Origin of the sequence: Pseudophaeobacter sp. A-200-2, from assembly GCF_041008815.1 — a bacterium.
In the GTDB taxonomy this organism is placed as follows: Bacteria; Pseudomonadota; Alphaproteobacteria; order Rhodobacterales; family Rhodobacteraceae; genus Phycobacter; species Phycobacter gallaeciensis_A.
Genome location: NZ_JAXGFU010000001.1, coordinates 1 through 14,266 on the forward strand (window position 1 = coordinate 1; position 14,266 = coordinate 14,266).

Annotated in this window: 15 protein-coding genes and 1 pseudogene; 6 read left to right on the forward strand and 10 right to left on the reverse strand. The window is 51.7% G+C overall.

What is annotated here, in order from left to right; all coding sequences use genetic code 11:
• A pseudogene (locus tag SM766_RS00005) lies at positions 1-672 on the reverse strand (transposase); the annotation flags it as partial.
• 20 nt (positions 673-692) lie between these two features.
• Between SM766_RS00005 and SM766_RS00010 the strand changes: the two are divergent.
• Positions 693-1,175 (forward strand): hypothetical protein, encoded by a 483-nt coding sequence (locus SM766_RS00010; protein ID WP_368946502.1) that lies wholly within the window; start codon positions 693-695, stop codon positions 1,173-1,175.
• Positions 1,176-1,244: 69 nt separating this feature from the next.
• Complete coding sequence (locus tag SM766_RS00015; RefSeq protein WP_368946503.1) at positions 1,245-1,532, forward strand: hypothetical protein; 288 nt, start codon at positions 1,245-1,247, stop codon at positions 1,530-1,532.
• 64 nt (positions 1,533-1,596) lie between these two features.
• Here SM766_RS00015 and SM766_RS00020 read toward each other — a convergent pair whose 3' ends face one another.
• Positions 1,597-2,157: a recombinase family protein gene (locus SM766_RS00020; protein WP_368946504.1), complete on the reverse strand. Its 561-nt coding sequence runs from the start codon at positions 2,155-2,157 to the stop codon at positions 1,597-1,599.
• 547 nt (positions 2,158-2,704) lie between these two features.
• Positions 2,705-3,787 (reverse strand): FRG domain-containing protein, encoded by a 1,083-nt coding sequence (locus SM766_RS00025; RefSeq protein ID WP_368946505.1) that lies wholly within the window; start codon positions 3,785-3,787, stop codon positions 2,705-2,707.
• A 411-nt stretch (positions 3,788-4,198) separates the two neighbouring features.
• On the opposite strand from SM766_RS00025, the gene SM766_RS00030 reads away from it, so the two are divergent.
• On the forward strand, positions 4,199-4,609 hold the full coding sequence (locus tag SM766_RS00030; protein WP_368946506.1) for a hypothetical protein: 411 nt from the start codon (positions 4,199-4,201) through the stop codon (positions 4,607-4,609).
• Positions 4,557-5,504: a hypothetical protein gene (locus tag SM766_RS00035; RefSeq protein WP_368946507.1), complete on the forward strand. Its 948-nt coding sequence runs from the start codon at positions 4,557-4,559 to the stop codon at positions 5,502-5,504. Before SM766_RS00030 ends, SM766_RS00035 begins: the two co-directional genes overlap by 53 nt.
• Before the next feature lie 293 nt (positions 5,505-5,797).
• Here SM766_RS00035 and SM766_RS00040 read toward each other — a convergent pair whose 3' ends face one another.
• From SM766_RS00040 to SM766_RS00060, 5 genes are all read right to left on the reverse strand, one after another.
• Positions 5,798-6,583, reverse strand: coding sequence for a hypothetical protein (locus tag SM766_RS00040; protein WP_368946508.1), 786 nt, complete (start codon positions 6,581-6,583; stop codon positions 5,798-5,800).
• A gap of 1 nt (position 6,584) precedes the next feature.
• Complete coding sequence (locus SM766_RS00045; RefSeq protein WP_368946509.1) at positions 6,585-7,007, reverse strand: hypothetical protein; 423 nt, start codon at positions 7,005-7,007, stop codon at positions 6,585-6,587.
• Between the two features lie 481 nt (positions 7,008-7,488).
• The gene (locus SM766_RS00050) at positions 7,489-8,052 is read right to left on the reverse strand and encodes a hypothetical protein (RefSeq protein ID WP_368946510.1); all 564 of its coding nucleotides are present in this window, start codon (positions 8,050-8,052) and stop codon (positions 7,489-7,491) included.
• A 148-nt stretch (positions 8,053-8,200) separates the two neighbouring features.
• On the reverse strand, positions 8,201-9,016 hold the full coding sequence (locus SM766_RS00055) for a hypothetical protein (protein WP_368946511.1): 816 nt from the start codon (positions 9,014-9,016) through the stop codon (positions 8,201-8,203).
• Positions 9,017-9,153: 137 nt separating this feature from the next.
• Positions 9,154-10,017, reverse strand: coding sequence for a hypothetical protein (locus SM766_RS00060; RefSeq protein ID WP_368946512.1), 864 nt, complete (start codon positions 10,015-10,017; stop codon positions 9,154-9,156).
• Positions 10,018-10,236: 219 nt separating this feature from the next.
• Between SM766_RS00060 and SM766_RS00065 the strand changes: the two genes are divergently transcribed.
• On the forward strand, positions 10,237-10,743 hold the full coding sequence (locus SM766_RS00065) for a hypothetical protein (protein WP_368946513.1): 507 nt from the start codon (positions 10,237-10,239) through the stop codon (positions 10,741-10,743).
• Positions 10,744-10,812: 69 nt separating this feature from the next.
• Entirely contained in the window at positions 10,813-11,541 is a 729-nt protein-coding gene (locus SM766_RS00070; protein ID WP_368946514.1) for a hypothetical protein, read from the forward strand.
• 201 nt (positions 11,542-11,742) lie between these two features.
• On the opposite strand, the gene SM766_RS00075 is transcribed toward SM766_RS00070, so the two are convergent.
• Together SM766_RS00075 and SM766_RS00080 are read right to left on the reverse strand one after the other, a co-directional pair.
• Entirely contained in the window at positions 11,743-12,042 is a 300-nt protein-coding gene (locus tag SM766_RS00075; RefSeq protein ID WP_368946802.1) for an FtsB family cell division protein, read from the reverse strand.
• Positions 12,043-12,409: 367 nt separating this feature from the next.
• A complete protein-coding gene (locus SM766_RS00080) occupies positions 12,410-14,248 on the reverse strand; it encodes a methyl-accepting chemotaxis protein (RefSeq protein WP_368946515.1) in 1,839 nt (612 codons plus the stop codon).
• Positions 14,249-14,266 lie beyond the last annotated feature (18 nt).

A 14,266-nucleotide genomic window follows, 5' to 3' on the forward strand; every position in this document is an offset into this window, starting at 1 on the left:
CCAGAATGCGGAACCTTCGGGATGCACCGAACGTGTCGGATAGGAAGTCCAGAGACCAGCGTTCACTAGGTCTCAGCGCCTCTGGCATAGGTGTCCGCGATCCACGGGCACGTTTTCTGCCCCTTCGTCGCCTGACGCCCAGTTTTTCTTCTGTGTACAGGCGATAGAGCTTCTTGTGGTTCATGATCATACCCTTACGCTCTAGCATCACACCGATCCGGCGGTAGCCAAACCGACGCCGCTTGGCCGCGATGGCCTTCATCTCTTTGCGTATCTCAGGATTGTCCGGCGGGCGCTCACGCCGGACAGTCTTTGGATCGACACCGACAAGTCGGCAGGCCCGGCGCTGCGAGATGTCATGATCCCGCATCGCCCGGAGCGCTGCTTCGCGCCGCTCATTCGACGTCGTCAGCTCTTTCCCAGCAAGTCCTTCAACACGACGTTGTCCAGCATCTGATCCGCGAGCAGACGCTTCAATTTGGCATTCTCATCCTCCAAAGCCTTCAGCTTGGCCGCATCAGACACTTCCATGCCGCCATACTTGGATTTGAATTTATAGAATGTGCCCTGACTCAGGCCATGCTTGCGGCACACCTCCGCCGTCGGCATCCCGGCTTCCTGTTCTTTGATCATTCCGATGATCTGTGCTTCTGTAAAACGGCTCTTTCGCATCTGTTTGCTCCATCAAGAGGTTGAGCAAACTCTACATTAAAGTGCGGGAGATTTCGGGGGGCAGGTCAGACGTGCTGAAAGTCGGTCATGAAAATGCGATATCCATTACAAAGCTGGCGTACAATACCTGCCTTAACAGCTCATCAAAACGTCAGTCCACTGGTGCTATTCGCGCACGTGTCAAAGAGGACTTGGGCATTTCTCTGACAGCTCAAGATGTTGAAAAGGTTCGAAAGGCGCTGATCAAAGCTTTTCCCTGGGTGGTGAAGTATTTCTACACTGGGTACGGCTTACGGCTGATGAAATTGGAGCGCGACATTGCCCTTCATGTGATCGAGAGCATGCATGCGAAAGGAGTTCCGTGTTTATCGATGCACGACAGCTTTTTGGTGCCCGCAGATTTCAAAGAAGAGCTAGAATATGCCATGAAATACTGGGCTTCGCATGTGACAGGATCAGAGGCTGGTCGTAATGTTGGTTTTGACCATTTTAAGGTCAAGTAACGCAACCATGACCCCGGAGGTGAAAATCTATTGAATAGATTCAAAAAGGAAATACAGCGGCGGCTTGACGTGAATGATATCGTGTCGCCCGCTGCTACTGATGACGATTTTGTCTCGAAAGTATCAGCGCTTCATTTGGAACTGTTTCCAGAAGAGTACGATTTCATGCTGGACTCTGGTGTCGACCTAAAAATTAGACGGCAAGGAGGCAGCCCAATGTCCGATGACTACCTCAAACCTGTCAATCTTCGACGTGCTCGCTTGGGAGTGCCCGAAATTTCAGGCGCTGAAGCGACACTGTCTGCCGACAGTTGGGATTTTTGCATGGAAAAAGTGTTTGCTCAGTCTTCTGGGTAAATATTTCGCTTTCCTCTGACAATAAATAGCCGATGGGTCCCATAGTGCGTTGTTTCGAAGGACCTTAGACGCAGTCCTGTGCCTTCTGTTCTTTGAGCAGACGGTAGACGGAAGCTCGGCTAATGCCAAGCTCTGATGCAATGGCCGTCGCACCTTGCCCTTGTTCTGCTAATTCCTTGATGATCGTTGGATCGATCGTTGCCTTCCTACCCTTGTAAACGCCGCGCTGTTTGGCTTTAGCGATACCCTCAGCCTGTCGCTTCCGGATGATATTGCGCTCGAACTCCGCGAACGCCCCCATCATCTGAAGTTGAAGTTTGGCAAAAGCGTCATCCGTCTCGGCTGCGAAGGTGAGGTTTTCACAGTTGAACCTGATTGCGACGCCCTTGCTGTTCAAGGTCTGGATAATGTCTTGAAGATCTGCCAGATCGCGGGCCAGCCGGTCGATTGAGTGAACAACTACCTCGTCACCCTCACGGCAGAAACTAATCAGTTCCTGTAGCGCGGGACGACTAGAAGCTGACTTCCCTGATAGCTTCTCTTCAAACAATTTATCGAGTTCTCCAAGGTCCTGCCGGTCTAGGTTTTGATCGATGGAAGAAACACGTTTATAACCGATACGCATGCAATCTCACTGTTTGTATTTTTTGCCTCTAAGCCCTAACGAGATTCGTGTCATTTGTCAAAGAACGACCCAAAAAGCACAATTGTATGAGCCGTGTCCCATGTCTCGGCAGGGTAGAGCCTATAAGCACACCCTTTCGGTGGTTAAGGGCGTCGGTGCAGGAATACACGTCATGCTTGGGCAGGCAGTAGTTGCCCCGAACAAAGACGCGACGTGAATTGTCTCCGTGCAACGCAGCAATCGACTGGCCCGAAACGGACATGCAACTTGACCTCACCGTCCTGGGTAAAACCGCGATCAGCACAAAGGTCTGCGAAGCGCAGAAACCGCCCTTTGCAAACTCAGCCTTCCATTTGCCTACTTCGGCCACGGGCACTGCTACGCCGCATTCAGAAGACGCCATTCGCTACAGTCGCAACATCGGTCCGCTGTCGATAGGCCGCTTGAGGGGCCAAGCTGCCATTTAAACGGAGCGAATAATCAGCAGTCATCTGCGGAAAGCTGACAGGTCCATCCACAAAACCCAAGCGTCTCAGAAACGGCACACTCAGCCATAGCTGATACCAAAGTGCTTGTGGCGTTGAATAGCCTCATAAGCGGCTCCATGCGGGCCGGGCATGAGCGTCGAATAGCTGATATCGAACTCCCTTAGCCGTTCGGGGATACGTACCGCATCGCGGTGGGGTAACGTCATGAGGAGTGGTTTGCCGATGTGTTCTATCAGAAGGTCAATGTAGTCTTTGCCGTCTGGGTTGGCCGTCAGATACACATCAAGAGGCATCACCGTCTTGCTATCTTCATTCACGTCGCTCCACATACCGTCAGATTGATACCTCATGTTGTGAAGCGTGAATACGCCATTTTGTCGGGCGATGTAGGTATTTTGAAAACTCGCGGCCCTGACCACTTTGACGACACCAAGCAGCTCGCACATTTCCAAATAGTCCAGAGGGAAGAGCCAAACACCGATCCGCTTGTTTTCTTCCTTCGGGACCGGTCCAATTCCGACACAGGCAAAGAAAAGCGCTTTGAGCGGGTTCGTCGACCAATCCAGCAACCGGGTCGGGACGCCATGGTGTTGGGCGATGGCCAGTTCGTGGAGCAGATTTTCGTTTGGAAAATTTCGCACGTGAAAGACCTGCCAGCGGGGTCCTAGGATATTTACAACTTCAGTCGCTGCCATGTTCTCATGCGACTGAAGCAACGCGACACTTTCCTCTGAAAGGAGTGCTGAACTGTCGTTCAAGCCTGACAAGAACGACGCAAAAACGCTGGTCTCGTAGTCGATGTTTGTCCCGGAAATGTATCCATTCATGAAGCCATCGTATTGCTCCCCAGCATGAAATCCCGCCGGGCGTCGAAATATCGTCGGGCTGAGAGAATACCCCTCAGCGTCACTATGCCCGCGCGCCAGGAACTTCTTCCTCCTTCCAGAGACGTTCGAGGCAAAGGTGTCGGCTGTTGGCAGCAATGCCTCCAGAAACGGAACGTCGTCGTCAAAGGCGTAGTGGAGGTGTGTTGCATGAATTTCGGGCTCAATACCGCCCACATGGAAACTACCGTTCAGTTTTCGATAGTTCCGAAAAGTAGGCGTTAGCCGTGCCGAGAATTCATCAGTCGATATGTTCACGAAGGGTTACCACAAGCAGTTTTTAGTGATTTTCAGCATGCTCCGTTGGTGACAAGCGGGCAAACGAATGGGATTTGAAAAGTGAAGACTTCAAAAACTCAGCGTGATCCCTGCGGCGCGGTTTTGCAATACTCAATTCCCGCATTGCCGCCATCCTAGCACCTTACGGCAATAGTCATTTTGGGCTCACAGCCGCCATGCTGCGCTGCGTCACCGAGGTTGCAGCGACATCGCACCTGGTCCCCGCCGTCAGATGACATCAGCAACCCAAAGCAGTCATTTATGTCTGGAAACTCCCATACTCCTAGTTGTCGCCGATGCCACAAATCCTTTAGTACTAGAGTGGCTATGTGGATACAGGCTTTCAGCTACCGATTTGCCAGCTGAAAACCAGCAGGGATTGGACAGGGCGTGGATTTTTGGCGTAAAGATTTTTCAAAAAAACAAGTGAGTTTCATTCTTGAAAAAGTTAAGGAAATTCGCATCGTTGGAGACGATGGACGTATCAGTTTCAAGGGCGGAGCTTACGATGGCTGGTTCGCTGTTTTGGTCTCGGCCATTGAACTTGAGGTAAAGAGCGACGCTCTCAGAAACCAAATTGTTAGGGCGGCACTCTCTTCCCCTGAATTGGTCGCTGGCTTCACTGAGAAAGACTTCCGTGGTGTGGTATGGAAGTTGCGCCAAATTTACAAAAATGAAAACCAAAAAATCCACCGTGTCGCATTTCCGGTCTGGAACCTGCCGAAAATTTCTTCGGGGAACGAGGAAGGTGGGCGACATAACCTTGAATTTTTCGCCATCCCGAAATACACCGATATTTAATACCATTATCAAGGAAAGGGAAACCCAGCAAAACAACCCTTACTACAAAGCCTTTTTCACGAAAGACCGGCTAAACGATCTACAACGTTGCTCGATCTGTCTGGCCTATGTTCGAGCTAACAGTCATGCAGACGCAAACGAACAAGCTTCCGAAGCGCTCTATGAAATTCTTGGCTTGGTCAATCTTGCCGCAGATGGCGGAAAAACCTGGCGCTCATCGACCCGCGTGGCTGGAAAACTACCGGTTTCGGGCGTTTTGATTGGGCCACACACCACCACTCACTTTGAGAACGGAAAACTGACGCATGACGGTTTCTGGCACGAAAACTGGGTTGGCGGGCCGAGCGAGAAAACTCTGAGTGCCGAGCGGATGGCTGAGTGGGAAAAACGCGTACAGCTATTTGTGCAGAGAATTTCTAAGTCCCCTTGGCGTAGACATTGCAAATCTGCTGCTGCACGTTATTTCAAGGCGTTCTCAAACCCAAACCTCGAGGAATCGTTTCTTGAAGGATGGCGACTCTTCGAAAACATCTCAGGTTCACGACACGAGATAATCAAAGACCAGATTCTTCGTGCCTCGAACATCTTTGCGGAGAACACTGAATACCTAATAATAGGGCAGCATTTGGCTCTTCGTCGAAATTTATTGGCGCACGGCCATGCCATCAAAGCGGATGATGAAGAAACGCTAGCATTTCAGATGCTTCAGTTTGTGGCTCCGTTTCTGGTGCGGTATATTTTAAATGGATTTAATTTCAGTTCGCCAAAGGAATTCTGGGAATTTCTCGATCTTCCTGCGCAGAGGCACGACCGGCTCAGCATGAGGTCTGAGTATGAAAGACGGCTCGGCCTGCTTTCAAAAGCGGCCGAATTTCGTGGTGAAAATGACTGGTAGCCCCCCAATACAGCGAATGTAATGATCAAGATTTTCTGAACCGAGCCGCCCACGCCGCTTAGACACGTAAAACATCCGTAACATTGCATACTCGGCTTTTTGCGCTTCGCTGACTTCTGCACTGATTGTAGCATCCCCTAAGTCAATCGAGCGGACCAGAAGGTCCGCTCTTGAGACACCTCTCGCGCCTACAGCAGAGCCTGCGCTGCGCCCTACTTCAAGGTTAGCGAAGTGGAGATAGCAGGATATGTAAAGCTAAGCTAACGGTCCAGCCCAAAGATGAATTTGTGTGATTAATAACGCTTGCGCACATTTGTCTCTGCCCAAGTTAATATCTCGTCAGGATCTACTCTCGGAAATATAGAACCGTTCACTGTCAAGAATGCGACACGCTTATTGCCAACGAGTATTTCTGGAGGACGATTGCTTGAAGGATTGTATGGGCTAAACTCAGAGAAGCGCCCACCGTATTGGGAATACTTGTTGAATATAGAAAGGGAGCTAAATTTATTACCATATTCTCCATACTTATTGAATATGGAGTTCGTGTCATATTTGTTTGGGTTCAAGTTTCCAAGAAACGTGCCATCGGCGGCTTGAATGAAAGCTTCACCAGATCTTGCGTGAGAGTTAGTGTCACTGCGTGACACATTTCCCTGTAGCAAACCATGTATATCATTTCGTAGACTGAACAAAAAAGCCTCGACAGGAATTCTGTTTGGAATAAAGCTATTTGCCGACACCCTACCAATCTCTTTGTTGTTGATAATTAGCTTTGGTGGGGTTGTCGTGTATGGGTTTTCCGGGCTAAAACGACCATACTGTCCTCCGTAAGGGCAATACGGATTGAAAATGCTCGTATTGCTATACTTACTGCCGTACGGGCCATACTGATTTAGAATGGACTCCGTGTCAAATTTATTGCTAGTGACTTTCCCCAAAAACTGTTTGTCATCAGCTTCGAGGTAAGACCCCCCATGCTTTTCTGGTATGGTCGCAGCATCACTAGAGGCGGCGCCATATAGGTCAACCAACAGCTTCTCCAAAAGCGCTTTGGTTTTGTCTTCCTCAAAGGCCACGTTATTTTTCCTCCTGGAACAGCTTCTCAATCAGCTTTTGAATTTCTTTTGCGGATTCTGCAGGAGGCAGGTTGGAGATAAGTGCGGCAGCAGATACTAACGCTATATTACGGTTCCTAAGTTTTTCGATCCTCAGGTAGGGCCAGTACAGGAACGCAGATATTCCCGCAGAAGGCAGCGTCCAAATATACTGGCCGCTAGCCAACGCAACAATGACTGCACCGGCCCCGAGTAAAAACAAAACGGCGGTGCCGCCCATCAACAAGAACTCCGTACGATTATTGCCGTCTATGACGCCTTGAATTTGCGTATGAAGTTCTTTGCTTATTACTGACGGCGTTTGCTCGGTGTTGTGCGCCACGACGGCGTGCAGGTCAGCGTCTTCTTTCGCTGCGCCACCGGTTTCCGGCTTGTCATGGCTCAATACACTGTCCTCGCGATGTTGATCGGCTCAATGTAAGCATTTACCTCCATTTCGTGAAGGTCAATTCTGGCCTGCTGATCTGTCAGAGGCCCGATAGAAAACAAAGTGCTTTTGTGCTGCAGGAGGCGCGAATGTCTTCTTTCGGTTCTGGGTGTAGAAACACCGTGTCCGCTTCGGGCTGGAAGCAGACGACCGGCGACCGGACAGCCCTGATCTGATCACCTAGGTCCGCTAGATGCAGAAAGTCCCCTTTGGAAAGTTCCCCTTCCTAGGGGAACAAGCCTCAAGAATGGTCCATTGCTGTCACTAGGGCCGAGGAGAACTGGCGACTGTTGCGATGGATGCTTTCGACTGTCTGGCAATGGCGAGTGCAACCGCTGAACACACACGTCACCACATCTTTGCCGCGAGGGCATTGAAGCAAAATGCCGTGAACCCGGTCGATTATGAGGCTGATAGCTGGTGGGTGTAGAATTCCGCTCTATTCATCGTCTGACGGTAGGGCGGTTTTCCAATCGTAACCCGACTTGTCGTTTAGGTGCTTAAGTGCTTTTTCGGATTTCTGTTTCATGTGGCCCGAAATCCAGTCAATCAATTCAGGAGTTTTTTCAGGTACACCAAGAGTCATTTGAATGCTCAATTTGTGGTACACAAGCATTGTTTTACCGTCAAAACCAAACTCTAAATCCGTGGTGATGGATTGGTGATCGTCGTGGTGTGAAAACCTTTTGTGTCTAAGGCTCATAAGTTCGGAGTGAACCTCTTGGAGTTCTTCAGGGATGTCCTTCGGGTTGATCTTTGTTGTGTTGCCGCTGGTAAACAACCTTCCGTAACAAACGGCTAAGGCAGTTTGGAGCATCACAATTTCGTAGACCGCATCCTGTGTCAGTTCAGCGGGCTTCCAAGGGCCAAGCTCATCTAAGCGCTGCAAGATATATCGAATTTCTGAGATTGTATGGCCTATCTTTGTGAACTTTTCAAGCTGGTTCAAGACTTTAGCATGTTCGGTGATTATTGCCTGACATTTTTTCTTAAGTTCTTCCAATGCTCAGTCCTAACAGTTTGTAACAATGGTGGAATATCAACATTTCGAGGTTGGGAATTCAAGCTGTGTGTTCTGTCTAGTGTGTAGTTAATTGACTACAGCATCGTGACTATGCCGTCGCATTTATTTGAAATAAAGGTCTATTGGTTCAAAAGGTAAGCCTATTAGGCCAAGGGATGGATTGCAGGCGCGGCTTGGGTTTGACGGTCTGTAGGCATCCGGGAAAGAAAAGCTGTCTGGCGGGCACCGATGTTAAGTCAAGGTTTCCGCCTACAAACAGGTTGTAGGCAATCGCCTGCCCGAAGGTCGCCCAGTGAACGGTAGCAGAGGTGTCTTCTGCCTTACCGCTGGCGAAGAAGAAGGGGTATTTGGACCTGTTTTTGCCTTGGCGTAGTTCCTCCCCATCCGGCAGAAGTTCAAAAAGATGGGGTGGCACGCTGTTGTCAAATAACCGTTCATTGGAAATGCAGTAGACAGCTATCTGAGCGTTCTTGGGAAGTATCTGTTGCGTCTTCCTCCAATGTAGAGCTATGGCCAGCTTGGCGCCGTACAGGGACAATGCCGAGGATGCGATTTCACCTTGCAGATTCAGCGCCCCGCCATCGTGAAGAGCAGACTCGGCCTGACGTAGTTGTCGGCGGGTTGGTCTAAGTTCTTCGATTACTTCTGGCTGTGTCTTGGTAAGGTGTGCGAGCTTTTTGTCAAAGTGCTCTGTTGCACTGTCAGAACTATCATCAAATCTTATGCTTCCAATGAACGAGACTATGTCTTCGAACCATTTCGAGCCTTGGTTGCAGGCTTCGCAGGATGGGAATTCCAGACCGCCTGGACGATCTTTAGGGAACATCCCTTTATTGGGCATGTGGTCCCAAGTAGTGCTCTTCTCTACGCCACCGCAGTAGATGCAATAACGGTTGTTCTGGAGCAACTGCCGTCTTTTGGTCTTCCTAGCCATAAAAGCCAACGTACCCTTGTCTCGAAACAAATCAAGAACAAAGCAGATGTAGTCCGTCTGAAAGAGTGTAGTTAATTGATTGTGGCATTGTGACAGTGGCGCCGCATTTGTTTGAAAAAAAGACGGTGCGAAGGGCTTGACGACACTTAAGTTATCCTGAGGGTAGCCAACCCCGGTTCCGTATAACTTTGGTTTGGCGATGGACCGACCTCAAGTTCAAGCGAAACGGATTGAGCGCGTGATGATCCATCGCTGACTTGTACTTTTGCATGATACGTGCCTGATTCGCCAAAGATCAATCTTTGGTCGGACTGCAACTGTTCTGTGTCCCTGAGAAGCCATGCGTTCCCGTTGTAATCAACACTAGCAATCCAAACTCTACCATGGGTTTCTGCCTCAATCGTCTGTTCAAGAGAGCCTTCTAGATTGTCAATGTTCCAAGGCAGTCTGATGCCCTCCGCAAAATTCATGCGTTCGAAGCCAGAAGGCGTTTTCCGTTCTACTTTCGTTAGAATGGCGACGCAGGGACCGACTCGCACTTCGCTGTTGTTTTTGACGGTGAGGTAAAGGGCGTTTCTGTATTCCAGTCGCTCATGTGGGAAGCGATAGCCGCCTTCGGTTTCATTCACGATGGTTGTGCATTGGTCTGAACCGTTGGGTTCTGTCACTTGAACTGAAAGACGCGGTTTGCGCCTCTCTTCTAGTTCGCAACGCCTTTGATGCTCATCGCGGTAACGCTTGTAGGGTGCGTCGAGAAGCCTAATTCCGAACACCGACCCGGCTAAGAGCAAGGGTAGGTGAACGGCAGCATCTGAGTTCATAATCTGTAGAAAGGGGGGCAGGTCACTTCCCAAGTATTGAACGATGCTGGCAACAACGGTCACAAAGAAAGAAATCCAGCCCAGTAATGCATAATATGTTTGAGTTAGAGATGCGCGAACACATTGAGAGTAAAAAACGGTTAAGTCTTTGATGTAGCGATGCAAGGCTTGCAATGTGATTGGGTCCAAAAAGGAATTTCAGTTGTCAGTGAAGACTAACCTGCCGGTGCTTCTAAGCAACCCGGTGAAAATGCTTTTTGTTATAGCACGGAGATACGAGCGTGGTTATTTGACTACAGCATCGTGACTATGGCGCCGCATTTGTTTGAAAAAATGCCTTGTTTGACTTCATCGTCATATAGCACGATCACCGTGTAAATAGTTGAAATTTCGATACAGGACATGGATGTGGCAAAAAATTTCTCAAATCAGCTTGCGGGTCAAATCGGCGAAAGTTTGGTTGTCGCTGAGCTTGGCCGAAGAAGGATCGTCGCTACTGCTTTTGCAGGCAACGTGCCGGATATCGACATACTAGCATACAAGGACGGTAAGACGTTGCATCTTCAAGTGAAGGCTTGGAGGAGTGGGGCTGTGAGTGTCAACGCTTCACGATTCCTAGATATTTCGATCAATGAAGCTAAAGGGACGCAGACAGTAAATGGCCTTTCGGACGATCTGGATGAAGACCTAATCTATGTCTTCGTGAACATTTCGCAGGTGTTGGGACATGACAAGTTCTACGTACTGAGGCAGGGTGATCTTGCGCGCAGTATCATGGCCGGATATGTGAGTTTTCTAGACAAGCACAACGGTGTTAGACCAAGGAACCATGCATCCACTCATGCGTCGGTTGGGCTGGAACATTTGCAAGCCTACGAAGCGAACTGGGGGCTGATTGAAGGCCATTTTGACTAGCTTCGGAGAGTTCGTCTGTTGAGATACCCTCTTTTTAGACACTTCCGTTCGTATCTACTGAATACGCCGATGGGGGTAGCCATCGGGATCATGTTTACCTGTGGGCTTGGTTGGCTGTTTGATGCGAATTTCGCCGAAGAGGTGAAAGAGCGATACACATATTTGGCTTCGGCTGTCCTCTCGCTGTTGGTGGCTTCTTTCGCGGTAGCTGGTGTGTTTTCGAGCATCGCAAGTCAGAGAGGAGAAGATCACGACGACAGAAAGCGCAGACTGTTGGCGGCGCGGGCAAAGCTTCCACTGGCGCTCTCCGCAATATCAAAGCTTTGCAAAGCTGGGATTTGCTACTCAGCAGAGTTCGATACTTTGTGTGCGGCAAAGGGCAAAGAAGCGATGCGTGATGAGACCGTCGGTGCATTAACCCTAGATCAAAGTACGGTTCATGACATCATTCACGTGATTGAGAACCTTGACAACCTTCTGATTGCGGAGCGGCTTTCGGCTATGCTGCGCGAGTACCAGATATTTTTTTCCCGCTGGGTCGGTGAGTTCGATGAATTTGCATGGCCGATGATCGTTGAGGACGCTGACAAGAGGAGTAGAACAGTATCCTGGGCGTACCTTGGTGCGATCTGCGGCTCCCTCTATGATTTTGCTCGTAAAGATGGTGAGCTTGGTGAGGTTGATGAGGAAGCGATCAGAAACGCGCTGAGTGTAAACCTTCCGGTCCACATCCACTGGGAGAGCTTCCAAGATGAAATCGGAATGTATGCACGCGTATTTAAGCAGCGATTTGGCTGAACAGGATTTGTTCGGCTGGCGTGCATACGCTTGAGTGCGAGTAACAGTGGGAGGGGATGAGGAAGTTACGGAATTGCCCAGTGGGTTCGGTTAATTGACTACAGCATCGTGACGCCATGGTTGCACGGCAAAGAGCCTGCAGCAACAACCGGTTTCATGCACTGGTAAAGGGAGGGTAAGCCTTGTGAGGCAGGTGCTGGATCAGCGAATGACGATTTCGTCGGCGCGCAGCATGCCCAGAACGGAACGGGCCTGCTGATCGAGAAGATCCAGATCAAGGTAATCATCAGACAGGCGCCGGGTGCGGTTTTCCATCCGATCGATGTCAACCTGAAGGAGATCGAGATCCTGACGAAGCTCTTCGGCTTCTGCCTGGATCTCAACCCTTCTGAATAACCCGAAATCGCCCTGCACCGCCGCAAAGGTAAAATACGCGCTCAGCGCGAATGCGATGGAGAAGAAGGCGAATGCGCCGAGAGACGGCTTATTGCTTCGGGTCACGTTGAGTTTGCCTGTATGATACTGCTCAAAGTATTGTTTTTGCACCGATTGTTTCGGTGTCTGCATCCTGTATGCCACAACCGAATCACTCTGTGAATCCCAAAAATGATTAACGCGGGCAGTTTCTGTTTCGCAGTCCGCGCCTGTGTCATGATCGCAACGGCAGCCAGGGCTTGTGGGGAGTGCTGTGACCAGGACTGCAGCGCAGGACAGACCGTGTTCCAATGAGAGACCCGTCGACAGACTGCGGGCGGCGCTGCGCAATGAAAAACCGGCCGGGACTGTTGTCCCGGTCGGCTTGTATGGTCTCTTTGATTTGACTGACGCGTCGCGGTGCAGGTCCGGCCGCAATCAGGTGTTTCCGCGTTCAGGCGGCGGAAAGCAGCTCGTCGTCATCGGCCTCATCAAGCCAAGCGGTTTCAGCGAATTCTCTCGCCTCACCAAGCGCACCAGCCACGGCTGCTTCCTCCTGCGCCTGCCCGGTAAAGCTGAGCAGCAGCTCGCTCAGGCGGCTTGCCTCGGCGCGCATCTGGCGGCTGGCGCCATAGCTTTCCTGTACCATCGCCGCATTGTCCTGAGTGACCCGGTCCAATTGGGCAACGCCGGAATTGATCTCCTTGATGCCCTGGGCCTGTTCGCTGGAGGAATTGGCGATCGACGAGACCATGCCGGAGACCCGGGTAACGCTGCTGGCAATCAGGCTGAGGGTGTCGCCAGTGTCCTGCACCAGACGCTCACCTGCGCTCACCTGTTGCGCGGCTTCCGTGACCAGCTCCTTGATTTCGTTCGCCGATTGCGCGGACTTCAACGCGAGGCTGCGGACTTCGGAGGCAACGACGGCAAAGCCACGGCCTGCCTCGCCTGCGCGGGCTGCTTCGACCCCGGCGTTGAGGGCCAGCAGGCTGGTCTGGAACGCGATGTCGTCGATGGCGGTGATGATCTGGCTGATCTGCTCGGACGAGTGCGCGATGGCGCTCATCGCTTCGCGGGCGCGATCCATGACCTTGCCGCCCTGTTCCGCGTGCTGGCGGCCTTCCTTGACCTCGCGGTCGGCATCCTGCGCCTGGGCTGCGCTGGATTGGACGCTGGCTGACATTTCTTCCAGCGCCGCAGCGGATTGTTCCAGCGTCGCGGCCTGGGTTTCGGCGCGCTGCGACATCTGGTCTGACATCTGCTCCATTTCGCGGGCGTTGCGCTCGACTGCGGCGGAGCTTTGTTTGAGTTCTTCCACCAGTCCGGACAGGCTGCTTGAGAGCGCGTTGAAATCTTCGCATAGGGTGACGTAGGTGTCGCCCAGGTCGGCCCAGTCTTCGGCGTCAATCTGTTGCCCCAGATCTCCGCGCGTCAGGCCGCTCATGGCTGCACCCATGGTTTGGAACAACGCCACGCGACGGTCGTTTTCGGCGCGGTTTCTTGCGTCGGTTTCCTCTGCCGAGCGCAGGATTTCCTTCAGCTCTTGCAGGTTGCGGGCGATGCTGCCGACTTCGTCCTTTCGGGTGAGGCCCTGGATCTCCTGGTCATAGTCTTTGTCCATAATCTGCTGAACCGCCTGGGCGGCGCCGGTAACTGGCCCGCTGAGCTGGCGGCCAAAGGCAAAGGCGATGCCGGTGGAGATCAGAACGGCCACCAGGCCGACGATCAGCTGCGGCAGCTCGGCAAAGGCCGCAAGGTCGTCGATGCGGGTGCTGACCTCGTCGTGGGTGGCGCTCAGCATGTCCTGCATGTCGTTCACCGTGTCGCGGAGTTTCTGAACGGTTGGCAGGACTGTAGCAAAGGCCATGCGCTGGCGCATCTCAAGGCTCGCCGCTTCCAGTTGCTGTACCTGGCCGTGCAGTGTGGTCAATATGTCGGGCAGCGTCATGATGGTCTCATAGACCTCCGGCTGACGGGCGATGGGCAGAGGAATGTCGAGAAACCGGGCCTTCGCCATTGCGACTTCGGTCTCGACCTCTTCGATATTTCCGCGCAGGTCGCCGATACTGGCGCCGCGACCCAGAGCATAGGCAAGCAGGTCTCCGATTCCCTGCTCGATATCCTCTTTCATGTCATCAAGGCTTTTGACCTGAGCGTTGACGTAGCTGGCCTGAGAGATGGCCCCGGTGAGTTTCAGGCTGGTGAGCCAGGCGACAGTGGTGCTGGCAAGCAGCATGACTATGAAGGCGGTTGCGAATAGCAGCACTTGGCTGCGGAGTGAAAAACGGCTCATGGCTGAGTGGTGCTCCTG

Bases quoted from the DNA above. Each gene is read 5' to 3' on its own strand.
- SM766_RS00080 (WP_368946515.1), bottom strand. From the start codon at position 14,248: ATGAGCCGTTTTTCACTCCGCAGCCAAGTGCTGCTATTCGCAACCGCC.
- SM766_RS00070 (WP_368946514.1), top strand. From the start codon at position 10,813: ATGGGGGTAGCCATCGGGATCATGTTTACCTGTGGGCTTGGTTGGCTG.
- SM766_RS00020 (WP_368946504.1), bottom strand. From the start codon at position 2,157: ATGCGTATCGGTTATAAACGTGTTTCTTCCATCGATCAAAACCTAGAC.